This window comes from Duganella paludis (assembly GCF_054461335.1).
Map to the genome: position 1 here is coordinate 2,690,544 of NZ_CM136922.1, position 21,884 is coordinate 2,712,427.

21 protein-coding genes are annotated in these 21,884 nt (G+C 67.4%); 16 read left to right on the forward strand and 5 right to left on the reverse strand.

Translation table 11 applies throughout. The features are described 5' to 3' along the window. The first annotated feature begins 16 nt into the window (after positions 1–16). From ACXZ1M_RS12095 to ACXZ1M_RS12150, 12 genes are all read left to right on the forward strand, one after another. The gene (locus tag ACXZ1M_RS12095; protein WP_459053395.1) at positions 17–451 is read left to right on the forward strand and encodes a sugar 3,4-ketoisomerase; all 435 of its coding nucleotides are present in this window, start codon (positions 17–19) and stop codon (positions 449–451) included. 7 nt (positions 452–458) lie between these two features. After that, positions 459–1,565, forward strand: coding sequence for a DegT/DnrJ/EryC1/StrS family aminotransferase (locus ACXZ1M_RS12100; protein ID WP_459053396.1), 1,107 nt, complete (start codon positions 459–461; stop codon positions 1,563–1,565). Positions 1,566–1,574: 9 nt separating this feature from the next. Further along, positions 1,575–2,318, forward strand: a complete 744-nt coding sequence (locus tag ACXZ1M_RS12105; RefSeq protein WP_459053397.1) for an acyltransferase — start codon at positions 1,575–1,577, stop codon at positions 2,316–2,318. 31 nt (positions 2,319–2,349) lie between these two features. Continuing rightward, positions 2,350–3,312, forward strand: a complete 963-nt coding sequence (locus tag ACXZ1M_RS12110; protein ID WP_459053398.1) for a glycosyltransferase family 2 protein — start codon at positions 2,350–2,352, stop codon at positions 3,310–3,312. 43 nt (positions 3,313–3,355) lie between these two features. Beyond that, complete coding sequence (locus tag ACXZ1M_RS12115; protein ID WP_459053399.1) at positions 3,356–4,384, forward strand: putative sugar O-methyltransferase; 1,029 nt, start codon at positions 3,356–3,358, stop codon at positions 4,382–4,384. Between the two features lie 61 nt (positions 4,385–4,445). Further along, positions 4,446–7,328, forward strand: coding sequence for an O-linked N-acetylglucosamine transferase family protein (locus ACXZ1M_RS12120; RefSeq protein WP_459053400.1), 2,883 nt, complete (start codon positions 4,446–4,448; stop codon positions 7,326–7,328). 60 nt (positions 7,329–7,388) lie between these two features. Continuing rightward, positions 7,389–8,024, forward strand: a complete 636-nt coding sequence (locus ACXZ1M_RS12125) for a PI-PLC domain-containing protein (protein ID WP_459053401.1) — start codon at positions 7,389–7,391, stop codon at positions 8,022–8,024. Next, positions 8,011–8,646, forward strand: a complete 636-nt coding sequence (locus tag ACXZ1M_RS12130) for an HAD family hydrolase (RefSeq protein ID WP_459053402.1) — start codon at positions 8,011–8,013, stop codon at positions 8,644–8,646. Before ACXZ1M_RS12125 ends, ACXZ1M_RS12130 begins: the two co-directional genes overlap by 14 nt. After that, positions 8,639–9,394, forward strand: a complete 756-nt coding sequence (locus ACXZ1M_RS12135; protein ID WP_459053403.1) for a glycosyltransferase family 2 protein — start codon at positions 8,639–8,641, stop codon at positions 9,392–9,394. Before ACXZ1M_RS12130 ends, ACXZ1M_RS12135 begins: the two co-directional genes overlap by 8 nt. After that, positions 9,391–9,726, forward strand: coding sequence for a nuclear transport factor 2 family protein (locus tag ACXZ1M_RS12140; RefSeq protein ID WP_459053404.1), 336 nt, complete (start codon positions 9,391–9,393; stop codon positions 9,724–9,726). The genes ACXZ1M_RS12135 and ACXZ1M_RS12140 overlap by 4 nt, the downstream gene beginning before the upstream one ends. 2 nt (positions 9,727–9,728) lie before the next feature. Then, positions 9,729–10,058 carry a hypothetical protein gene (locus ACXZ1M_RS12145; RefSeq protein WP_459053405.1) on the forward strand — a complete coding sequence of 110 codons (330 nt, stop codon included), beginning with the start codon at positions 9,729–9,731 and terminating at the stop codon, positions 10,056–10,058. Beyond that, on the forward strand, positions 10,055–10,801 hold the full coding sequence (locus ACXZ1M_RS12150) for a glycosyltransferase family 2 protein (RefSeq protein ID WP_459053406.1): 747 nt from the start codon (positions 10,055–10,057) through the stop codon (positions 10,799–10,801). The genes ACXZ1M_RS12145 and ACXZ1M_RS12150 overlap by 4 nt, the downstream gene beginning before the upstream one ends. Before the next feature lie 7 nt (positions 10,802–10,808). On the opposite strand, the gene ACXZ1M_RS12155 is transcribed toward ACXZ1M_RS12150, so the two are convergent. Continuing rightward, positions 10,809–11,663: a hypothetical protein gene (locus ACXZ1M_RS12155; protein WP_459053407.1), complete on the reverse strand. Its 855-nt coding sequence runs from the start codon at positions 11,661–11,663 to the stop codon at positions 10,809–10,811. A gap of 162 nt (positions 11,664–11,825) precedes the next feature. Between ACXZ1M_RS12155 and rfbF the strand changes: the two genes are divergently transcribed. The 3 genes from rfbF to ACXZ1M_RS12170 are packed head-to-tail and all read left to right on the forward strand — an operon-like array spanning position 11,826 to position 14,658. Continuing rightward, entirely contained in the window at positions 11,826–12,596 is a 771-nt protein-coding gene (rfbF, locus tag ACXZ1M_RS12160; protein ID WP_459053408.1) for a glucose-1-phosphate cytidylyltransferase, read from the forward strand. Then, a complete protein-coding gene (gene rfbG, locus ACXZ1M_RS12165) occupies positions 12,596–13,678 on the forward strand; it encodes a CDP-glucose 4,6-dehydratase (protein ID WP_459054004.1) in 1,083 nt (360 codons plus the stop codon). Before rfbF ends, rfbG begins: the two co-directional genes overlap by 1 nt. Further along, positions 13,675–14,658: an NAD-dependent epimerase/dehydratase family protein gene (locus ACXZ1M_RS12170; RefSeq protein WP_459053409.1), complete on the forward strand. Its 984-nt coding sequence runs from the start codon at positions 13,675–13,677 to the stop codon at positions 14,656–14,658. Before rfbG ends, ACXZ1M_RS12170 begins: the two co-directional genes overlap by 4 nt. 3 nt (positions 14,659–14,661) lie before the next feature. Here the strand turns inward: ACXZ1M_RS12170 and ACXZ1M_RS12175 are convergent, their stop codons facing one another. From ACXZ1M_RS12175 to rfbH, 3 genes are read right to left on the reverse strand one after another with little or no spacing between them, the layout of a single operon-like run. Then, positions 14,662–16,473 carry a thiamine pyrophosphate-binding protein gene (locus ACXZ1M_RS12175; protein ID WP_459053410.1) on the reverse strand — a complete coding sequence of 604 codons (1,812 nt, stop codon included), beginning with the start codon at positions 16,471–16,473 and terminating at the stop codon, positions 14,662–14,664. A 4-nt stretch (positions 16,474–16,477) separates the two neighbouring features. Continuing rightward, the gene (locus ACXZ1M_RS12180; protein WP_459053411.1) at positions 16,478–17,665 is read right to left on the reverse strand and encodes a pyridoxal phosphate-dependent aminotransferase; all 1,188 of its coding nucleotides are present in this window, start codon (positions 17,663–17,665) and stop codon (positions 16,478–16,480) included. Between the two features lie 12 nt (positions 17,666–17,677). After that, on the reverse strand, positions 17,678–19,003 hold the full coding sequence (rfbH, locus tag ACXZ1M_RS12185; RefSeq protein WP_459053412.1) for a lipopolysaccharide biosynthesis protein RfbH: 1,326 nt from the start codon (positions 19,001–19,003) through the stop codon (positions 17,678–17,680). A 202-nt stretch (positions 19,004–19,205) separates the two neighbouring features. Between rfbH and ACXZ1M_RS12190 the strand changes: the two genes are divergently transcribed. Next, complete coding sequence (locus ACXZ1M_RS12190) at positions 19,206–20,780, forward strand: glycosyltransferase (RefSeq protein ID WP_459053413.1); 1,575 nt, start codon at positions 19,206–19,208, stop codon at positions 20,778–20,780. A 43-nt stretch (positions 20,781–20,823) separates the two neighbouring features. Here ACXZ1M_RS12190 and ACXZ1M_RS12195 read toward each other — a convergent pair whose 3' ends face one another. Next, positions 20,824–21,873, reverse strand: coding sequence for a putative sugar O-methyltransferase (locus ACXZ1M_RS12195; RefSeq protein WP_459053414.1), 1,050 nt, complete (start codon positions 21,871–21,873; stop codon positions 20,824–20,826). Positions 21,874–21,884: the final 11 nt, after the last annotated feature.

Below are 21,884 nucleotides of genomic sequence, written 5' to 3' on the forward strand. Positions count from 1 at the left end.
CCGGGGAGCGCGCATCATGATGGACCAATGCCGGCTGATCGACCTGCCCAAGCACCACGACCCCCGCGGCAACCTGTCGGTGATCGAGGGCGGCGTGCAGGTGCCGTTCGACATCGCCCGCGTTTACTACCTGTACGACGTGCCGGGCGGCTCCTCGCGCGCCGGCCACGGCCACATCGAGCTGCAGCAACTGTTCATCGCCATGTCCGGCAGCTTCGACGTGATCGTCGACGACGGCTATGAGCGCAAGAAGTTCCACCTGAACCGCTCCTACTACGGCCTGTACGTGCCGGGCATGATGTGGCGCGAGGTCGAGAACTTCTCGTCCGGCGGCGTGTGCCTGGTGCTGGCCTCGACCAAGTACGACCCGGACGACTACTACCACGACTACGCCGAGTTCGTGGCGGCCGCCCACCAACCGACATCGCCACGCAATCCGCAACCTAAGTGAGTTTTTCATGAGCGTACCCTTCCTCGACCTGAAAGCCATCAACCTGTCGCAAGCCGACGAGCTGGAGGCCGCCTTCAAGCGCGTGCTGCACTCGGGCTGGTACATCCTCGGCGCGGAGACCGCCGCCTTCGAGGCCAATTTCGCCGCCTATTGCGACAGCGGCCACGCGATCGGCGTGGCCAACGGCCTGGACGCCATCTTCCTGATCCTGAAAGCCTACGGCATCGGCCCCGGCGACGAAGTGATCGTGCCGTCCAACACCTTCATCGCCACCTGGCTGGCGGTCAGCGACTGCGGCGCCACGCCGATCCCGGTGGAACCGGCGCCCGACAGCTTCAATATCGACCCGGCCCGCATCGCCGCCGCCATCACGCCGCGCACCAAGGCCATCCTGGCGGTGCACCTGTACGGCCAGCCGGCCGACATGGCGCCGCTCAAGGCGCTGGCCGCGCAACACGGCCTCAAGCTGATCGAGGATGCGGCCCAGGCCCACGGCGCGCGCTACCGCGGCGGCGTCGCCGGCCAGCTGGGCGACGCCGCCGCCTTCAGCTTCTACCCGGGCAAGAACCTGGGCGCGCTGGGCGACGGCGGCGCCGTCACCACCAACGACGCCGCGCTGGCCGAACGCCTGCGCACGCTGCGCAACTACGGCTCCAAGGTCAAGTACTACAACGAGGTGCCCGGCTACAACTCGCGCCTCGACGAAGTGCAGTCGGCGCTGCTCAACGTCAAGCTGCCCAAGCTCGACGCCGACAACGCGCGCCGCCGCGCCATCGCCGCCATCTATGCGCGCGAACTGGCCGGCACGCCCGGCCTGGCGCTGCCGCTGGTGCCGGACTGGGCCGAGCCGGTGTGGCATGTGTACGTGGTCCGCCACGCCCGCCGCGACGCCCTGGCCCAGGCCCTGGCCGGGCAGGGCATCGGCACCATCGTCCACTATCCGGTGCCGCCGCACCTGCAGCCGGCGTATGCCGAACTGGGCTACAAGGACGGCGACTTCCCGCTGGCCGAGGCCATCCACCGCGAAGTGCTGAGCCTGCCGATGGGACCGACCATGAGCGACGCCCAGGCGCTGCAGGTGGCCGCCGCCGTGCGCCAGTTCTGCACCGCCTGAGGAGCGCCCATGATCCATCCGAGCGCCATCGTCTCGCCGCACGCGCGGCTGGGCGAAAACGTCAGCATCGGCCCGTTCACCATCATCCACGACCAGGTCGAGATCGGCGCCGGCGCGGTGATCGACGGCTATTGCGAGATCGGCTACCCGACCCCGCTGGCCGACGGCCTGCCGCTGGTGATCGGCGCCGGCGCGCGGATCCGCTCGCATTCGGTGTTCTACCAGGGCTCGCGCTTCGGCGAGCGGCTGGTGACCGGCCACCGCGTGGTGGTGCGCGAGAAAACCGTGGCCGGCGTGGCGTTCCAGATCGGCACCATGAACGATATCCAGGGCGACTGCGAGATCGGCGACTATGTGCGCTGCCAGTCGAACGTGTTCATCGGCAAGGCCTCCAAGGTCGGCAACTTCGTCTGGCTGCTGCCCTACGTGGTGCTGACCAACGACCCGCACCCGCCCAGCAACGTGCTGCTCGGCGCCACCATCGGCGACTACGCGGCGATCGCCGCCATGTCGGTGATCCTGCCCGGCGTCACGGTCGGCGAACGGGCGCTGGTGGCGGCCCACAGCAAGGTCCACCGCGACGTCGCGCCGCACACCGTGGTGGCCGGCAATCCGGCGCGCTACCTGTGCGACGCCGACCAGATCCGGCTCAAGGACGGCAGCGACAATCCGGCCTATCCATGGACCAGCCACTTCCACCGCGGCTACCCGGCCGACGTGGTCGCTGGTTGGGACGCCGCCGGCGTGCAATAATCGCGCAACCACGCAACCAGCCCAGCCCCCGATGAAAATTACCACCGTCATACCCGCGTACAAGCCCAAGTACCTGATGGAGCTGCTGGCCGCGCTGGCCCAGCAGACCGAGCCGCCCGAGCGCATCATCTTCTCGGACGACAGCCCGGACCAGGCCTTCATCGCCACCCTGGAGTCGGAGCCGGTCAAGTCGCTGATCGCCCACCTGAACGTCAGCACCATCGCCGGCCCGCGCAGCGGCGCCCACGCCAACTGGGCGCACGCCATCAAGGCCTGGGGCGGCGACACCGAGCTGCTGCACATCCTGTGCGACGACGACATCATCTACCCGCATTTCTACGCGCGCCACCGCCAGGCCCATATCTCCGGCCATTTCAGTTCCACCGTCAGCCGCCGCTGGTACGCCAACGAGGCCGGCCAGCCGGTGCGCCACAGCCTGAACCTGCCGGAGGCGGTCGACCACCACCCGCAGCGCCTGCTGTCGCTGGACGCCAACGCGCTGTTCGTCAGCACCGTCGGGCGCGCCGCCAACTGGCTGGGCGAAGTCTCGAACACCGTGATGCGGGCCGAGGTGGCCGAGCTGATCGTCCAGCGCCAGGTCGACGGCATCGCCATCAACGGCCTGGAAGACCTGGGCGCCTTCGTCTGCGGCGCGCGCGCGCACCCGATCTGCTTCATCAACGAACACCTCGGCTATTTCCGCCAGAGCGCCAACCAGAACTCGGCGGTCGGCACCTCGTCCGCCATGAAGTGCGCCATCATGAGCTACTTCGGGCTGGCGCTGATCGGCCTGCGGCGCGGCTTGATCAACGAAGAGCATGCGCAGTTCTGCTTCAACGCCGTCGGCAGCAATGTGCTGTGGCACTACCGCGACGAAGCCGACACCCAGGCCATCCGCGACGTCCTGCCGGCGCTGATGGCCGGCACGCCCGGCGCCGACGCCGCCTACCTGGCGGCCTGGCATGATTTCGTGGCCACCCACGGCCGTTTCTAACCGGGTCCTCCCCGCCCCCCTCTCTTTTACTGAATGGAACCCTATGCAAGCGACCGACTCCCGCATCCGTAAGCAAATCGTCGAACTGGAAAGCCTGGACCTGGACGAAGCCCTGTTCAACCGCGTCCAGGACGATTTGCTGAAACACGCCGGCAACCACGTGCCGGCCGACGTCTGGCTCAAGGCCGGCGGCGGCGACGGCACGGCGGCCGGCGAATTCGATGCCAAGAGCCTGATCTTCCCGTGGTTGGGCTTCGGCAAGACCCATGTCTCGCCGGAATCGCTGTCCTGGTACTACCCGTTCATCAAGGACATCGACACGCTGGGCATCGCCGACACCTATTTCACCGGCCCGACCGAGCTCAAGCCGGCGGCGCGCGAGTTGCTGATCGCCGACCTCGGCACCATGATCGACATCAACCTGATCGCCCCCTACCTGCCGCAGGGCCCGCGCCAGCAGCCGCTGCGCGTGATCGAAGTGGGCGGCGGCTACGGCCGCCTGGCCGAAGCCATGTTCAACGTCTACGACAACGGCCAGCTCAAGTTCGTCATGATCGACGCCGTCCCGGCCAGCCTGATCTTCGCCTACGAGTACCTGACGCGCGCCCGCCCGGACCTGCGCATCGGCTCCTTCTACCAGGGCGACGCCTACGACCTCGAACAGTTCGACATCTACATCTGCCCGATCTGGCACTTCGAGACCGCCGGCGCCGGCCAGTTCGACCTCGGCATCAATGTCCAGAGCATGCAGGAGATGGACCAGCACCACGTCGACTACTACCTGAACTGGTTCGACTCGGTGCTCAAGCCGGGCGCCGCCGCCTACCTGTGCAACCGCCGCGACCACGTGTTCCGCGGCCAGTGGAACTACCCGGAGCACTGGGAATGCCTGCTCAAGATCTGCACCCCGCGTTCGTGGGTGCGCGACTTCCCGGCCGAGGTGTTCCGCAAGGGCCAGCGTTCCTACGCCAACGAGAACCGCCTGGCCGAGGTGCGCTACCGCCGCGAGCTGGCGCACGCCAACGAGCGCCAGCTGGCCGCCGCCAAGGAAGCCGGCCTGAAGGTCTACTAGGCTGCCACCAAGGTTGCACTGAGCGGTTGTCTCCACGGCGAAATGCGCCCACAATAGGCGCATGAGCCACAGCGTCCCCAGCGAACCATCGCCCCTGCAGGAACTGAACCGCGCCCTGGCCGCCAACGAGCTGGCGCGCGCCAGCGCGCTGGCGTTCACGCTGGCGCGCAGCGGCGAGCTGCCCATCCTTGAACTGTTCGGCCTGGCCGGCCTGCTGGGCCAGTCGGGCGCGGCGGCCCGCGCCGCCGAGCTCTACCACCTGTGGCTGCGCTGCACCGACACCCCGCTGCTGTACGCCGGCTGGTACAACCTGGCCGTGCTGCAGATGCAAAACGGCGACGAGCGCGAAGCCGAACCGGCGCTGCGCGCGGCGCTGGCCATCAAACCCGATTTCCTGGACGCCCGCCTGGCGCTGGGCGCGCTGCAGGAACGCCTGCAACAGCCCGACGCCGCGCTGGCCACCTGGCGCGCGGCCCTGGCGCAAATCGATCCCGAATTGCCGGCCAGCCGGCCGCAACAGCTGCAGGTGCTCAACCACCTGGGCCGGCTGGCGGCCGCCCGCCACCTGTATGGCGAAGCGGAGGAAGCGCTGGCGCGCAGCCTGCTGCTCGATCCGCGCCAGCCGCCGGTGATGGCGCAGTGGGTGCGCCTGCGCCAGCAGCAATGCGCCTGGCCCGTGTATGCGCCGCCGCCGGGCCTGCGCGAGGCCGACCTGGCCGACGCCGCCGCGCCGGCGGCCGCGCTGGATGCCAGCGACGATCCGCAGCAACACTTGGCGGCCGCGCGCCGCCACAGCGTCAACCAGGGGCCGCCCGCCCCCGCGCTGGCCGGCGCCCACGGCTACGGCCACCGGCGCCTGCGCATCGGCTATCTGTGCGCCGACTTCGGCGCCGACGGCATGGCGCGCCTGCGCGCCGGCCTGTACCGCCTGCACGACCGCGCCCGCTTCGAGGTCTACGGCTTCAGCTGGCGCGCCGCGCCGCCGCCGGGCGCGCCGCCGGCCAATCCCCAGGCGGCGCCGCACGCGTTGGCCGGCCTCGACCACCACATCGACCTGGCCGGCATGGGCGACGTGCAGGCCGCGCAAACGCTGCGCGCGCACGACATCGACATCCTGGTCGACCTGCACGGCCTGGACGACGAAGGCCGTCCCGGCATCGTCGCCCAGCGCCCGGCGCCGCTGCAGATCGCCTGGCCGGGCCTGCCCGCCAGCAGCGCCATGGCCGCCGTCGACCACGTGCTGGCGGACGCCTTCGTGCTGCCGCCGGCGCTGGCGCCGCACTTCACCGAAACCCCGCTGTACCTGCCGCACAGCGCCCACCTGCACGCCCGCCTCGACCCCGCGCCCGACGCCGTCGCGCCGCTCACGCGCGCCGATTGCGGCCTGCCGCCGGACGCCATGGTGTTCTGCTGCTTCAATCCGCAGCACCAGATCACGCCGCAGCAGTTCGGCAGCTGGATGCGCATCCTGCAGCGTGCGCCGGGCAGCGTGCTGTGGCTGGGCGCCGACAGCGAACCGGTGCGCGACAACCTGCGCCTGGCGGCGCTGCGCCACGGCGTCTCCAGCGCCGCGCTGGTGTTTGCCGCGCCGGCCACGGCCGCCGTCACGCTGGCGCGTTGCCGCCTGGCCGACCTCTACCTCGACAGCGCGCCGCGCAGCGGCGTGGTCGGCGCCAGCGACGCGCTGTGGGCCGGCCTGCCGGTGCTGACCCACGCCGGCCGCAGCTACGCCAGCCGTGGCGCCGGCAGCCTGCTGCACGCGGCCGGCCTGCCGGAACTGGTGGCCCACAGCGCGCGCAGCTATGAGGACCGGGCGGTGCGCCTGGCCGCCCGGCCCAAGGAGCTGGCCCGGCTGCGCAAGCGCCTGTCGCGCAAACGCAACAGCTCCCCCCTGTTCGACGTCCCGGCCCAGGTGCGTGCGCTGGAACAGCTGTACCTGCAGGCGGCGGCCGGCCTGATGCCTGCGGCCGGCGCGGCGGCCAACGATGCGGCCCCGCGCGGCCGGCGCGATCCAGGCCTGCCGCTGATCAGCCTGCTGGTGGCGGCCGACGGCGCCGGCGCCGAGGCGGCGGCGGCGGTCGCACGCACCGTGCGCAGCGCGCTGGAACAGGATTACGGCCACTACGAAATCATCGTCAGCGATAGCGGCGCCGACGATGCCTGCCGGCGCCGCCTGGCGCCGCTGCTGCGCCGCCATCCGCAGCTGCGCTACCACCGCGCGCCCGGCCTGGCGCCGGCCGACAACCTCGACCACAGCCTGGCGCTGGCGCTGGGCCAGTACATCGCGGTCGCCCCGCCCGGCGAACAGCTCGGCGCCGACAAGCTCAGCCGCATGATGGGCTACTACCGCGACTACCCCGCGCTCGGCCTGGTGGCCTGCTGGCGCCAGCCGCGCGACGCCGCCGGCGCGGCGCTGCCGGCCCTGCCCTTGCTGCCGGGCGACACCGCGCTGGGCGGCGCCTCGCTGGCGGCGTTGTTGCTGGCCGACCAGCAGGGCACCGGCGGCGCGCTGTGCGAGCCGGCCGCGCTGCTGCTGCGGCGCGCCGACCTCGGCGCCGGCTTCGGCCACTACCAGGGCCGCCGCTACACCAGCCTGCCCGGCATCGCCACCCTGCTGGCCACCCTCAACGGCCGCGACTGCGCCTACATCGCCGCCCCGCTGTCGGACTACGCGCCGGCGGCGGCGCCGACGCAGAGTGCGACGGCCGGCCTGGACGGCGAACTCGAGCTGGCGCTGGAGCGGCTCTACCTGTTGTACGAGGCCCACACGCGCCAGCACTACCTGGCCGACGACGGCCGCTACAAGGCGCTGCTGGCCGCGCGCTTGCAAGCCCTGGCCGCGCTGGCCACGGCCCACCACGGCGCGCTGGCGGCCGCCGCGCCGGCCCGCCGCGAAGCCCTGCAGCAGGCGCTGCGCCAGGGCTACCACCTGCTGCTCGAGTAGTGCCGTAGGGCAGCAAACCGGGTACAATCACAAGCTCTTCTTCTGCTCCAACACGCAAGCATGAAAATAGTCGCGCACCGGGGATACTGGCTACAGGATCAGGAAAAAAACACGCTGGCGGCGTTTCAGCGCGCGCTGGAAGGCGGTTTCGGCATCGAGACCGATCTGCGCGACGCCGGCCGCGGCGTGGTCATCTCGCACGACATGCCGGGCGGCGGCGAAATGACGCTGGACGCTTTCCTGGCGCTGTGCGCGCGCTATCCGGCCGGGCGGCCGCTGGCGCTCAACATCAAGGCCGACGGCCTGCAGGCGCCGGTGGCGGCGGCGCTGGCCGCGCACGGCACCGCCGACGCCTTCGTGTTCGACATGGCCGTGCCGGACGCCCTCGGCTACCTGCAGCGCGGCCTGCCGGCCTACACCCGCCACAGCGAATACGAAACCGCGCCGTCCTTCATCGAGCGCGCCGCCGGCGTCTGGCTCGACGCCTTCCACGGCGAATGGTACGACGCCGGCCACATCCGCCACTGGCTGGAACAGGGCAAGCAGGTCTGCATCGTTTCGCCCGAGCTGCACCGCCGCCCGCACCTGGCGTTGTGGCAGCGCCTGCGCGACGCCGGCCTGCAGCGCCATCCGGCGCTCAGCCTGTGCACCGATTTCCCCCAAGCCGCAAAGGATTTTTTCCGTGACCCAGATTAAAGCCATCATCTTCGATATGGATGGCGTGCTGATCGACGCCAAGGAATGGCACTTCGAGGCGCTCAACCGCGCCTTGACGCTGTTCGGCATGGCCATCAGCCGCTACGACCACCTGGTCACCTACGACGGCCTGCCGACCAAGACCAAGCTGCGCATGCTGTCGATGGAACGCGGCCTGCCCGAGGCGCTGCACGGCTTCATCAACGAGATGAAGCAGATCTACACCATGGAAGTGATCTACGCCAAGTGCAAGCCGGTGTTCCAGCACCAGTTCGCGCTGTCGCGCCTGAAGGCCGAGGGCTACCGCATGGCGGTGTGCTCGAACTCGATCCGCAACACCATCGCCATGATGCTCGAGCGCGCCGAGCTGCTGCCCTTCCTCGATTTCTTCCTGTCCAACGAAGACGTGGTCGCGCCCAAGCCGGCGCCGGACATGTATATCAAGGCCATCGAGCGCATGGGCCTGCGCCCGGACCAGTGCCTGATCGTCGAGGACAACCCGAACGGCATCAAGGCCGCGCGCGACTCGGGCGCCCACGTGCTGTGCGTGCACGACGTGCGTGAAGTGAACTACGCCAACATCACGCAAACCATCGCCGGCCTGGAGGCGCAGCATGCTTAACATTATCGTTCCGCTCAGCGTGCCGTCGATGTTCTTCGAGGGCGCCGACTTCCCGTTCCCGAAACCGCTGATCGAGATCGCCGGCAAGCCGATGATCCAGTACCTGATCGAAAACCTCGGCGGCATCCGCGAGGACAAGCGCTTCATCTTCATCCTGCGCGACGAGGACTGCAGCCGCTACCACCTCGACAGCACGGTGCGCCTGCTGGCCGGCGCCGACACCGTCATCATCCGCCTGATGCATCCGACCCAGGGCGCCGCCTGCAGCGCGCTGCTGGCGATCGACTACATCGGCGCCGACCAGCCGCTGCTGATCGTCAACGGCGACCAGGTGTTCGACCTCGACCTGAACGACTACCTGGCGCAGTTCCGCGCGCGCGGCAGCGACGCCGGCACCCTGACCTTCGATTCGGTGCACCCGCGCTGGTCCTACGCGCGCCTGGAAAACGGCGACGACATCATCGAGACGGCCGAGAAGCACCCGGTCAGCCGCCACGCCATCGCCGGCTTCTACTACTTCGCGCGCGGCGCCGACTTCGTGCTGGCGGCCCAGCATTCGATCCGCAAGAACACCAGCGTGGACGAGGTGTTCTACATCGCCCCCGTGCTCAACGAGCTGATCCTGCTGAACCGCAAGCTGACCGCGCTGCAAGTGCCGAACGCGTCCTACCACACCTTCTATTCGCCGAAAAAGATCGAGGAATACGAAGCCGCGCTGCACCGCCAACCTCACCGAAACACGCCATGAGCAAAGTATTGACCGAAGCCTATATCCGCGCCTTCGACGCGCGCGACCTGGACGCCGTGGGCGCCCTGCTGACCGACGATTTTTCGCTGGAAGACCCGGTGGTCAAGCGCATCGACGGCAAGGACGCCGCGCTGGCCATGATGCAGGGCATGTTCGAAGGCTGCAAGGCGCTGTCCTTCCGCGCCAAAAACATCTATGTGGACGGCGCCACCAGCGTGATCGAATTCACGCTCGACCTCGACGCCACCCACCTGGAAGGGGTCGACATCATCGAATGGCGCGGCGACCGCATGCATGCGCTGCGCGCCTACCTCGACATTCCCAAAGGCTGACCATGGAACGCTACAAACTGGAGGACATGACGCGCGGCTGGTTCGTCGGCGACTTCACGCCGACCGTGCTGGCCACCCGCGCCGCCGAAGTCGGCATCAAGCACTACCGCGCCGGCGACCGCGAGGCCCGCCACTACCACAAGATCGCCCAGGAAATCACCGTGATCCAGAGCGGCCGCGTGCAGATGAACGGCGTCGAGTACGCCAGCGGCGACATCATCGTCATCAACCCGCTGGAGTCGACCGACTTCGTGGTGCTGGAAGACACCGTCACCGTGGTGGTCAAGGTGCCCGGCGCGGTCGACGACAAATACCTGGGGGAAGCGCCATGATCAACATCGTCGTGCCGATGGCCGGCCACGGCAGCCGTTTCGCCAACGCCGGCTACACCGATCCCAAGCCGCTGATCCCGATCGGCGGCCGGCCCATGATCGAAGTGGTGATCGACAACCTGCGCCCGAGCCAGCCGCACCGCTTCATCTTCGTCTGCCAGCAGGCCCACCTGGAGCAGTACGGCCTGGGCGAGCGGCTGCAGGCCATCGCGCCCGGCTGCGCCATCGTGCCGGTGACCCAGGTGACCGAGGGCGCGGCCTGCACCGTGCTGCTGACGCGCGCGCTGATCGACAACGCCACGCCGCTGATGATCGCCAACTGCGACCAGTACATCGACATCAAGATCGACGACTACCTGGCGCAGATGAGCGCCCAGCAGCTCGACGGCCTGATCATGACGATGAGCGCCGACCATCCGAAATGGTCCTACGTGCGCTTCGGCGCCGACGGCGCCATCGTGGAAGTGGTGGAAAAGCAGGTGGTCTCGGACGAGGCCACGGTGGGCATCTACAACTACGCGCGCGGCAGCGATTTCGTCGCCGCCGCCGACGCCATGATCGCCGCCAACGAGCGCGTCAACGGCGAGTTCTACGTGGCGCCGGCCTACAACGCCATGATCGCCCAGGGCAGCCGGCTCGGCTACTACAACATCGGCAGCGACCGCGCCGGCATGTACGGCCTGGGCGTGCCGGAAGACCTCGACTACTTCCTGGCCCATCCGCTGGGCCGGGCGCTGGCCTGAGGCGGGTCTAGAGCGCCGTCGGCGGCTTGACGCGCTCGTTCCTGCCGGAGGCGCCGGGCGCGATCTGGGCCAGCAGCTGGGCCACCGTCAGGCCCGGCCCCATGGTCATCACGGTGGCGAAGGCGCGGGTGGCCTGCAAGGTCGGATTGATCTCCTGGAAATGGCGCGGCAGGCCGCGCCAGATCACCGTGTCGTGCACCTGGCGGTTCATGCACATGATGTTGCCCACCACGCCCTGCTCCTGCAGCGCGAAGAAGGCCATGGTGTGGTCGATATGCGACGACACATGGTAGGCCTCGCCGGCGCGGCTGCGTTCGTACAGCCCGGTATAGATGGCGTCCAGCACGCCCACTTCGCCCAGCAGCATGAAGTCCGGCGTCGAAAACATATTCTTCACATCGCAGTACTCGACCATGATGTCGCCCGAATGGCGGCGGATCTGCGCCACGTGCTGGTCGATCACGCCCTGGTGCACGGTGACGTCGGCGCGCACGCGGTAGACCACGACGTCGTCGCCGAGGCCGGCGCGCACGGCGCGGATGCCGGCCAGCGTGGCGTAGTAGAGCTTTTCCTTGTTGTTGCCGATGACCTTGCCGAAGAAGTTGCTGTCGGTATTCAGGCGGTGCTGGTCGGACACCACCAGGAAATCGAACAGGGCGGCGTTCTCACGCAGCCACGGGCCGTCTTCCTCCCAGCCGCTGTAGGCGATCTTGAAGCCGAGCGCGCGGAAGGCGATCGCCATCAGGCGGATGCCGGGACGGGCGTCATACGCCACGTGCGGGTAGAACAACTCATCCGGATACGGCGGCCGCGCCTCCAAATCTGCCGGGCCGTGCATCAGCAGGACTTTTTCAATCGCCATCACCGTTACTCCCAAGATAAAGTGAACAGAGTATAGCAAACCGACCTGCCGCCGGGCAGGGGCGTCGCGCCCCGGAAACAAGGGTCAAAACGGTCTTGCTTTTCGTTTAGAATACCAAGCGGACGACTGATAATGCAGTCACACATCACATTCGGAGAGAGCATGAAGGCAGTCATATTGGCCGGTGGCCTGGGCACGCGCTTGAGCGAGGAAACCACGGTCAAACCCAAGCCCATGATCGAGGTGGGCGGCAAGCCCGTGCTGTGGCACATCCTGAAAAGCTACTCGGCCCACGGCATCAACGACTTCGTGATCTGCTGCGGCTACCGCGGCTATGTGATCAAGGAATTCTTCGCCAACTATTTCCTGCACACCTCGGACGTCACGTTCGACCTGCAGCAGAACAGCATGGAAGTGCACCAGCGCTACGCCGAACCGTGGAAGGTCACGCTGGTCGACACCGGCGCCGACACCCTGACCGGCGGCCGCCTCAAGCGCGTGCGCCAGTACGTCGAGCACGACGAAGCCTTCTGCTTCACCTACGGCGACGGCGTCTCCGACCTCGACATCGGCGCCACGCTGGCCTTCCACAAGGCGCACGGCAAGCTGGCCACCATGACGGCGGTGCAGCCGCCGGGCCGCTTCGGCGCCATCGACATCGACGGCCAGCGCATCACCAGCTTCAAGGAAAAACCGCAGGGCGACGGCGCCTGGGTCAACGGCGGCTACTTCGTGCTCTCGCCCAAGGTGATCGACTACATCACCGACGACAGCACCACCTGGGAAAAGGAACCGATGGAGCGGCTGGCCGCCGAAGGCCAGATCGACGCCTTCCGCCACCCCGGCTTCTGGCAGCCGATGGACACCCTGCGCGACAAGATGTACCTGGAAGACCTGTGGCAAAGCGGCAAGGCGCCGTGGAAGGCGTGGTAATGGACGCCACGTTCTGGCAGGGCAAGCGGGTGTTCCTGACCGGCCACACCGGCTTCAAGGGCAGTTGGCTGAGCCTGTGGCTGCAGCAGATGGGCGCCGAGGTCACCGGCTACGCGCTGGCGCCGCCGGGCGCGCCCAGCCTGTTCGCCACCGCCGATGTGGGCGGCGGCATGACATCCATCGTCGGCGACATCCGCGACGGCGCCGCGCTGGCGGCGGCCATGCGCGCGGCGCAACCGGAAATCGTCATCCACATGGCGGCGCAGGCGCTGGTGCGCTACTCCTACGCGCATCCGGTGGAAACCTATTCGACCAACGTCATGGGCCTGGTCAACCTGTTCGAGGCGGTGCGCGCCACGCCCGGCATCAAGGCCGTGCTCAACGTCACCAGCGACAAGTGCTACGAGAACAAGGAATGGGCCTGGGGCTATCGTGAAAACGAAGCCTTCGGCGGCTACGACCCGTACAGCAACAGCAAGGCCTGCGCCGAGCTGGTGACGGCCGGCTACCGCTCCTCCTTCTTCAATCCCGAGGCCTACGCCGAACACGGCGTGGCGCTGGCCTCGGGCCGCGCCGGCAACGTCATCGGCGGCGGCGACTGGGCCGAGGACCGCCTGATTCCCGACATGGTGCGCGCCATCGCGGCCGGCCGGCCGGTGCGCATCCGCAGCCCGCACGCGATCCGCCCGTGGCAGCACGTGCTGGAGCCGCTGTCGGGCTACCTGACGCTGGCCCAGCAGCTGTACCAGCAAGGCCCGGCGTTCGCCGAGGGCTTCAACTTCGGCCCGCACGACATCGATGCGCGCCCGGTGGAATGGATCATCGGCCGCCTGTGCGACAGCTGGGGCGACGGCGCCAGCTGGGAGCTCGACAGCGCGCCGCAGCCGCACGAGGCCCACTACCTGAAGCTCGACTGCTCCAAGGCCCGCGCGCGCCTGCAATGGCAGCCGCGCTGGCACCTGGGCCACACCATCGACCAGATCGTCGCCTGGCACCGCGCCCACGCGCAGGGCGCCGAGATGCGCGCCTTCACGCTGGCGCAGATCGACGCCTACCAGCACAGCCAGCCGGCGGCGGCATGAACACCCCGGCGGTGCCGCGTCCGGCGTTCGGCGGCAGCCTGGCGCTGCTGGGCGCCAGCAGCGCCATCGCGCGCGACCTGACGCTGTCGCTGGCCGCCACCGGCGCCGCCAGCCTGCAACTGTATGTGCGCGACCGCGCCGGCGCCGAACGCTGGCTGGAACGCCACGGCCTGCAGCACCGCTGCGCGCTGCACAGCTACGAGCAGTACGGCAGCGTGCCGCATGACGCGGTGATCAACTTCGTCGGCGCCGGCACGCCGCAGCGCGTGGCCGACATGGGCGCCAGCATCTTCGAGGTCACCCGCCACTACGACCAGCTGGTGCTCGACGGCCTGCGCCGGCACCCGCAGCGGCGCTACCTGTTCCTGTCCAGCGGCGCGGTCTACGGCCACAGCTTCCAGCAGCCGGCCGCCGCCGCCACGCCGGCCACCTTCCCGGTCAACGCGCTGGGGCCGCAGGATTTCTACGCCATCGCCAAGCTGGTGGCCGAGTGCGGCCACCGCGCCCTGCCGCAGTACGACATCACCGACCTGCGCGTGTTCAACTACTTCGGCCGCCACCAGGACCTGTCGGCGCGCTTCTTCATCTGCGACATCCTGCGCGCCGTGCGCGAGGGCACGACGCTGCGCACCACGGCCGACGCCATGCGGCGCGACTACCTGCATCCGCAGGACTTTTACCAGATGATCGAATGCGTGCTGGCGGCGCCGCCCGGCAACCGCGTGCTGGACTACTACTCGCAGGCGCCGGTGGACAAGCTGGAGTTGCTGGAGGCGATGCAGGCGCGCTTCGGCCTGTCGTTCGAGGTGGTGGCGGCATTGAGCGGCGCGGCGGCGGCGGTCAACGCCACCGGCGCCAAGCCGCACTACTACTCGCTGCGGCGCGATGCCGCAGCGCTGGGCTATGCGCCCGCATGGTCGTCGCTGGAAGGCGTGCTGGCGGAAGCGGAAGCGCTGCTGCGTTCCCTGCCGCCGGCCTGATACTTACACTTCGTCGATCAGCAGATTGCCCAGGTACTCCTCGCGTTCGAGGAAGGGGAACATGTCTTCCAGCGGACGCGACGACATGCTGCCGTCCGCATTCACGCGCGAGGACACGGTCGGAATAATCAGCTGCTCCGGCGGCGTCACCACATCCACCACATACGGGCCGTCGTGCGCCAGCGCGCGCGCGATCACCGCTTCCAGCTGGCTCAGGTCCGACACGCGTTCGCACGCCACGCCATAGGCGCCGCAGATCTTCAGCGTATCGGGAATCGGCACGCCCGATTCCGGGCTCTCGCCGATGAAGCGGCGCTCGAAGTAATTCTTCTGCGAGGCGCGGATCGACAGGTAGCCGTTGTTGTTCAACACGAACAGCTTGATCGGGAAGTTGTAGTGCGCCACCATCGCCAGCTCCTGCAGGTTCTGCTGGAACGAGCCGTCGCCGGTCACGGCCAGCACGCGGCCGTCGTTGGTGGCGGCCGACACGCCCATGGCGGCCGGCAGCGAATAGCCCATGGTCGCCATCGCGCTCGACGGCAGGTAACGCTGGTTGTCCTTGGTCAGCTGCACCGCCTGCGAAGTGGCGTAGAAGGCCGAACCGGCATCGGACACGAACACGTCGCCCTCGCCCGACATGCGCGACAGCGTATCGATGAAGGAATAAATATTGATCGCGCCCGGCGTATCGACATACTCCGGCAGCAGCACCGGATAACGGCGCTTCCACTCGACGCAGCGCGCCAGCCAGGCGGCCGGGGCGCCGGCGAAGGACGCCTGCTCCAGCGCGGCGATCAGGCGCGTCAGGAAATCCTTGGCATCCGATTGCAGCAGGCGGTCGATGGCGATGGTCTTCTTGCGGTGCGAGGTCAGGTCGATATCGACCACCACCTTGCGCGCGCTGCGGCCGAACTGCCCGTAGTCGTAACCGATCACCGACACGTGCAGGCTGCTGCCCACGGCCAGCACCAGGTCGGCGTTTTGCATGGCGAAGTTGGCCGGCCGGTCGCCCTTGACGCCGGTCTTGCCGATGTAGACGTCGAGGTCGTGGCGCAGGTTGTCGATGCCCAGGTAAGGCGTGACCACCGGGATGTTCCAGCGCGTGGCCAGGGTTTGCAGCAGGTCGCGCGCGCCGGCCAGGCGCACGCCGCGGCCGGCGATGATCACCGGCCGCTCGGCGCTTTGCAGCCAGGCGGCGATTTCAACGATTTCAGCGTCGGTGGCGGTCGGCAGCACGGTGTCGGCCGGCTCCGGCGTGAAGCCGACCAGGGCCGAGGCGTCGATGCGGGCCGCCTGCACATCCATCGGCACGTCGATCCACACCGGGCCCGGACGGCCGGACTTGGCGATCCACGCGGCTTTTTCCAGCTCGTAGCGGATTTGCATCGGGTCTTGGATCTGCACCGCGTATTTCGAAATCGACGACACCAGCGGCAGCACGTCCAGTTCCTGCACGCCGAACTGGCGCAGGCCCGGCACGCCGGCCGTGTGCGAGGCCTCGGCGCGCTTGGACTGGCCCGAGATGAACATGCAGGCCACCGAATCCTGCCAGGCGCCGGCCAGGCCGGTGATGGCGTTGGTGGCGCCGGGGCCGGTGGTGAAGTAGCCCACGCCCATGTTTTCGTTGGTGCGCGCATACGCTTCCAGCGCCATCGAGGCGCTCTGCTCGTGGTGCACGCAGACGCCGCGCAGCTTGGGGTTGCAGGCCACGGCGTCGGTCAGGTGCATGATGCCGGCGCCGGTCAACATGAACACGTCCTTGACCTGCAGGTGATCGGAAACAAAAGTGGCGATATAGTCGGCAACGCGATTCATGGGGTCATGCTCCTGCGGTAATGGTCAGCTTGGCGCAAGCGGCGGCGATGCGGCGCAGCGCCTCGCTGATGTTCTCGCGCGAGGAGGCGTAGCAGATGCGCACGAAGCCCTCGCCCTGGTCGCCAAAGTTAGAGCCGGGCAGCAGCGCCACGCCGGCCTCGTCGAGCATGTATTCGGCAAACGCCTCGGAGCTCATGCCGTAGGCGCGGATGTCGGGGAAGGCGTAGAACGCGCCGCCCGGCGTGTGGCACTTCAGGCCGGGAATGGCGCGCAGGCCGTCCACCAGCAGGTCGCGGCGGGCGCGGTATTCGTCCATCATCACGCGCACCTGCGACTGGTCGCCGGTGATCGCTTCCAGGCCGGCGCGCTGCAGGAACGGCGACACGCAGGACGAGGTGGTCTGCAACAGCATCATCATGCGTTCGGCCACCACCTCCGGCGCCACCAGCACGCCGAGGCGCCAGCCGGTCATGGCGAACGCCTTGCTGAAGCCGTTCGACAGGATGACGCGCTCGCGGCACTGGTCCAGGCTGGCGATCGAGAAGAAATCGGAATCGCCGTACACCATGCGCGCGTAGATTTCGTCGGAATAGATGTACAGGTCGTGCTTGACGGCCAGTTCGTAGATCTCTTCCAGCGCCCAGCGCTCGGTGATGGCGCCGGTCGGGTTCTGCGGCGAATTCAGGATCAGCAGGCGCGTGCGCGGCGTGATCAACGGTTCGATGTCGGCCGCGCGGATGCGGAACTGGTTCTTGTCGTGCAGCGGATACGGCACCGCCGTGGCGCCGCACATCTTGATCGACGACAGATAGGTCGGGAAGCCCGGATCCGGCACCAGCACTTCCTGGCCGGCGTTGGCCAGGCAGAAGATGGCGTAGAAGATGCCGATGTTCGCACCCGGCACCACCAGCACCTGGTTCTCGTCCGGCAGGAAGCCGCGCGAATGGTGGGTGACCTTGCGGATCTCCTGGCGGAATTCCGGGATGCCCCAGCTGCTGGTGTAGTGGTGTTCGCCGGCGTCCAGCGCCTTCTTGGCGGCGGCCACGATGTTGTCCGGAGTGGAGAAGTCGGGATCGCCGATTTCCAGGTGGATGATGCTGCGGCCGGCCGCCTCCAGGCGGCGGGCACGGTCGAGCACCTTGAACATCGGCTGCCCTTCAATCTTGAGCGCGTTGGCCGAAATCTCTCTCATGTGCTTACCTCGTTAGAAGTCGAGTGCGAAGAAGGTGCGGATTTTCTGTATGGTGAAGTCCAGCATTTCCTTGGTCAGGCCAGGGTAGAGGCCGATCCAGAAGGTGTCGTGCATGACGCGGTCGGTGTTGGTCAGTTCGCCGGAGACACGGTAGTTGCGGCCGGTCATGTAAGGCTGCTTGGTCAGGTTGCCGGCGAACAGCAGGCGGGTGCCGATCTTGTGCTCGTCCAGGTAGGTCAGCAGTTCCACGCGGCCGACGTTCGCTTCCGGCTTCACGGTCAGCGGGAAGCCGAACCACGACGGCTCGGAATGCTCGGTGGCGTGCGGCAGCACCAGGAATTCGGCGCAGTCCTGCAGGCCGGCCGACAGGTAGGCGAAGTTGTCCTTGCGCGCCTGCACGAAGCCTTCGGCGCGGTCGATCTGCGCCAGGCCGCAAGCGGCTTGCATGTCGGTGATCTTGAGGTTGTAGCCGAGGTGGCTGTAGATGTACTTGTGGTCGTAGCCTTCCGGCAGCTGGCCCAGCTTCCAGCAGAAGCGCTTGCCGCAGGTGTTGTCCTTGCCCGGGCCGCAGTAGCAGTCGCGGCCCCAGTCGCGGAACGACTCGGCGATCATCTTCAGCTCGGGGTTGTTGGTGAACACCGCGCCGCCCTCGCCCATGGTGATGTGGTGGGCCGGGTAGAAGCTCATGGTGCCGATGTCGCCAAAGGTGCCGACCATCTTGCCGTTGTAGGTGGCGCCGAGCGCGTCGCAGCAATCCTCGATCAGCCACAAGTTGTACTTCTTGCACAGGGCGACGATCACGTCCAGGTTGTACGGGTTGCCCAGCGTGTGGGCCAGCATGATGGCCTTGGTTTTCGGGCTGATGGCCGCTTCGATCAGGCTGGCGTCGATGTTGTAAGTACCCAACTCGACGTCGACGAAGACCGGCACCGCGCCGAATTGCAAAATAGGATTGACGGTGGTCGGGAAGCCGGCCGCCACGCCGATCACTTCATCGCCGGGCTGGATGGCGCGCGCGCCCAGGCGCGGCGAGGTCAGGGTCGAAAACGCCACCAGGTTGGCCGACGAGCCCGAGTTGACGGTGATCAGGTGCTGCACGCCGATGAACTTGGCCAGCTTGGCTTCGAACTGGTCGTTGAAGCGGCCGGTGGTCAGCCAGGCGTCCAGCGAGGCCTCGACCATCAGCTCCATTTCCGGTGCGCCGACCACCTTGCCGGCGGGCGGCACCAGGGTCACGCCCGGCTCGAAGGCGCGCGGCGCACTGGCCAACGCACCGTAGCGCGCCACCAGGGCGCGAATTTGTTCACGGAGTTCCTGCTGGGTGTACTGCTCGCTCATGCTCAGGCCTAACTTGATCGGTGATGGTGATGGGATATTTTAAACCAGAAGCAAGCCGCTCCGCTGGCCTATTTATCCATGGAAAAGCGGGGTCATCGCCCCGCAATAAAAGTTCTTCCCCGGGCGTGGCCCGAGGTATGATAAGGTTCACGCACCCTGCTCTGCCGGCTTGCCGCGCCCCGTTCCACGATAGGTTCCCGCAATGACTCCACCTGGTTTTGCCCTCACCATCTGCATCCCCACCTACAACCGCGCCGAGCTGCTGGGCCCGACACTGGACAGTATCACCAGCCAGGCCGGCTTCGCCGACGGCCTGGTCGAAATCGTCATCTCCGACAATTGCTCGGACGACGGCACCGAGGCGCTGGGCCGCCAGCTGGCCGCCAGCTATCCGGACCGGGTGCAGTATTTCCGCCACGCGCAAGCCATGCAGGCGGACGCCAATTTCGAGTTCGTCCTGTCCAAGGGGCGCGGCAATTACCTCAAGCTGCACAACGACAACCTGCTGCTGCGCGAAGGCACGCTGCTGGAAATGGTCAAGGTGTTCCAGGCCACGGCGGTCGAAAAACCCATCGTGTTTTTCACCAACGGCAATATGAGCCAGGGCCAGCCGATCGAGGCGCTCACCAGCATGGACGACTTCGTGCGCCGGGTGTCGTATTTCTCGACCTGGATCGGCGGTTTCGGCATGTGGCGCGACGAGTTCCACGCCATGGGCGACGTCGGCCGCCACGTGGCGCTCAAGCTGGTGCAGACCGACGTGCTGTTCCGCCTGCTGAACATGGGCAAGCGCGCCATCGTGCTGTACGAGGTCTACTTCATCGGCCAGGCCGTGCCGCGCAAGGGCGGCTACAACATCGCCGAGGTGTTCGGCCAAAACTACCTGACCATTTTGAAGTGGTACCGCGAGACGGGCAAGCTGAGCGAAGAGGTGTTCCAGGCCGAGAAAAAACTGATCCTGCTGCGCCACATCATTCCCTACTATTTCGACCAGACCAACCACTTCGCCAAGACCGGTTTCTTCCCGTTCATGCAGGACTACGTGGGCGACGACTATTTCTACCAGGCCATCGCCCACCTGCCAACCGACGTGCCGCCCGCCCTGAGCGCGCCGGCGCCGGCGCCCGTCCCTGCCCCCGAGCCGGCGCCCTCGCCGGAGGCGCAGCGGGCGGCCTACAACGCGGCGCTGGCCGTGCAATGGCGCGCGCTCAACCCGCACAATGAAACCATCCTGCAGGCGGCCTACGGCCTGTTCAATTTCGGCAAGCTGTCGGTCGGACGCCGCACCTACGGCGGCATCACCTTGTGGACCTTCGGCGATCCGGGCGAGAAGCTCAGCATCGGCCACTTCTGCTCGATCGCGGACGACGTCAAGTTCCTGCTGGGCGGCAATCACCCGCATGAGGGCGTCTCGACCTTCCCCTTCCTGACCAAGTACTTCGGCCAGCTGGAAGCCACCAGCAAGGGCGCGATCACGGTCGGCGACGATGTCTGGATCGGCTACAACAGCACCATCCTGTCGGGGGTGACGATCGGCCAGGGCGCGGTGGTGGCGGCCGGCAGCGTGGTCACCAAGGACGTGCCGCCCTACGCCATCGTCGGCGGCAATCCGGCCAAGCTGCTGAAGCACCGCTTCGAGGCGGCGGTGGTGGAGAAGATGCTCAAGCTCGACTACGGGCGCGTCAGCGACCAGGCCATCCTGGCCAGCCGCGACATCCTGTACCAGCCGATCACGCTGGAGAACGCCGACGCCATCATCGCCGCGCTGATGCGCTGAGGCGGGAATCCCCCGGCGGCGCCGGGGGATTTAGTCGAAGAAGTTAGTCGAAGGACTTGTCGATGGCCTTGTACAGGTATTCGTACTCGTCCATATCCTTGTTGCGGGCCAGGTTCCACAGCGCCGGCGCGCGCGAGACCAGTTCGAACTTGCTGTAGTCGATGCCGAACTCGTCGGCCTTCACCGGCGGGATGCGGGTGTGGTTGATGTGGTAGATGAACTTGGTGGTGACGCGGTTGAACTGCGCAATGTAGTTGGCGACATTGCTGAGCGACATCTCGGCCAGGCTGTAGGAATTGAACGACAGGTCGACCGAATTGTCCTTCAGGTCGGCGATCGCGAAGTTCGGCAGCACCAGGGCGTCGTAGTCGCGCACGTCGACCGTCTTCAGGTCCACCTCGCCGAACAGCGCGATCTTCTTGTCCGGATGGGCGCTGAGCAGGTAGAACGCGGTCAGCGCCATGTTTTCCGGCAGGTCGACGTCGATATAGGTCAGGTCGGCGTGGTCGCGCACCAGGAAATCTCCCAGGCCGCCGAAGCCGCCGCCCAGCTCCAGCACCACGCGACGCTGCTTGCTGCGCGTCAGGCGGTGGATGATGCTGGCGTAGTAGTGCTGGTAATCGACGCCGGCGCGGTAGAACTCGCCATCGACATAGAAGCCGTAGGGATTGCCCACCACCGGCGTCTTGAGCGCCGACAGCGGCTCGGTCTTGCCGATCGAGTCGATCCAGATCTGCATGCGGTGCATGATGTCGGCGGTGTAGGCGCCGGCGTTTTCCGGCGTGATGTTGCCGGCGAAGTAGCTCGACTCCATGTCCACCGGCATGCCGTGGATGCCCACCGTGAAGCGCTCGCGGAAGAAGTTGGCGTACATGCGGCCCAGCTCGGCGGCGTCGCGGCGCGCCATCACGTCCATCAGGCCGCCCATGAAGCCCTGGTAGATCGGCAACCACATATGGCTGACCTGGTACTCTTCCGCAGCGTCTTTCTGCACTTCCTTGGATTTGTTGTACGCCGTCATGACGCGCTCGACGATGCGCGGGTCCGCTTCGACCTTGCGGTCGATAAAGGCGTTGTCAATACTCAAAAACATGGAAGTCTCCA

What these genes read in the sequence shown, in the direction of transcription:
- ACXZ1M_RS12140 (WP_459053404.1), top strand. Translation starts at nt 9,391, where the DNA reads ATGAGCAAAGTATTGACCGAAGCCTATATCCGCGCCTTCGACGCGCGC.
- ACXZ1M_RS12095 (WP_459053395.1), top strand. Translation starts at nt 17, where the DNA reads ATGATGGACCAATGCCGGCTGATCGACCTGCCCAAGCACCACGACCCC.
- ACXZ1M_RS12135 (WP_459053403.1), top strand. Translation starts at nt 8,639, where the DNA reads ATGCTTAACATTATCGTTCCGCTCAGCGTGCCGTCGATGTTCTTCGAG.
- ACXZ1M_RS12115 (WP_459053399.1), top strand. Translation starts at nt 3,356, where the DNA reads ATGCAAGCGACCGACTCCCGCATCCGTAAGCAAATCGTCGAACTGGAA.
- ACXZ1M_RS12150 (WP_459053406.1), top strand. Translation starts at nt 10,055, where the DNA reads ATGATCAACATCGTCGTGCCGATGGCCGGCCACGGCAGCCGTTTCGCC.
- ACXZ1M_RS12125 (WP_459053401.1), top strand. Translation starts at nt 7,389, where the DNA reads ATGAAAATAGTCGCGCACCGGGGATACTGGCTACAGGATCAGGAAAAA.
- rfbG (WP_459054004.1), top strand. Translation starts at nt 12,596, where the DNA reads ATGGACGCCACGTTCTGGCAGGGCAAGCGGGTGTTCCTGACCGGCCAC.
- ACXZ1M_RS12170 (WP_459053409.1), top strand. Translation starts at nt 13,675, where the DNA reads ATGAACACCCCGGCGGTGCCGCGTCCGGCGTTCGGCGGCAGCCTGGCG.
- ACXZ1M_RS12195 (WP_459053414.1), bottom strand. Translation starts at nt 21,873, where the DNA reads ATGTTTTTGAGTATTGACAACGCCTTTATCGACCGCAAGGTCGAAGCG.
- ACXZ1M_RS12190 (WP_459053413.1), top strand. Translation starts at nt 19,206, where the DNA reads ATGACTCCACCTGGTTTTGCCCTCACCATCTGCATCCCCACCTACAAC.
- ACXZ1M_RS12100 (WP_459053396.1), top strand. Translation starts at nt 459, where the DNA reads ATGAGCGTACCCTTCCTCGACCTGAAAGCCATCAACCTGTCGCAAGCC.
- ACXZ1M_RS12120 (WP_459053400.1), top strand. Translation starts at nt 4,446, where the DNA reads ATGAGCCACAGCGTCCCCAGCGAACCATCGCCCCTGCAGGAACTGAAC.
- ACXZ1M_RS12155 (WP_459053407.1), bottom strand. Translation starts at nt 11,663, where the DNA reads ATGGCGATTGAAAAAGTCCTGCTGATGCACGGCCCGGCAGATTTGGAG.
- rfbF (WP_459053408.1), top strand. Translation starts at nt 11,826, where the DNA reads ATGAAGGCAGTCATATTGGCCGGTGGCCTGGGCACGCGCTTGAGCGAG.
- ACXZ1M_RS12145 (WP_459053405.1), top strand. Translation starts at nt 9,729, where the DNA reads ATGGAACGCTACAAACTGGAGGACATGACGCGCGGCTGGTTCGTCGGC.
- ACXZ1M_RS12175 (WP_459053410.1), bottom strand. Translation starts at nt 16,473, where the DNA reads ATGAATCGCGTTGCCGACTATATCGCCACTTTTGTTTCCGATCACCTG.
- rfbH (WP_459053412.1), bottom strand. Translation starts at nt 19,003, where the DNA reads ATGAGCGAGCAGTACACCCAGCAGGAACTCCGTGAACAAATTCGCGCC.
- ACXZ1M_RS12105 (WP_459053397.1), top strand. Translation starts at nt 1,575, where the DNA reads ATGATCCATCCGAGCGCCATCGTCTCGCCGCACGCGCGGCTGGGCGAA.
- ACXZ1M_RS12110 (WP_459053398.1), top strand. Translation starts at nt 2,350, where the DNA reads ATGAAAATTACCACCGTCATACCCGCGTACAAGCCCAAGTACCTGATG.
- ACXZ1M_RS12180 (WP_459053411.1), bottom strand. Translation starts at nt 17,665, where the DNA reads ATGAGAGAGATTTCGGCCAACGCGCTCAAGATTGAAGGGCAGCCGATG.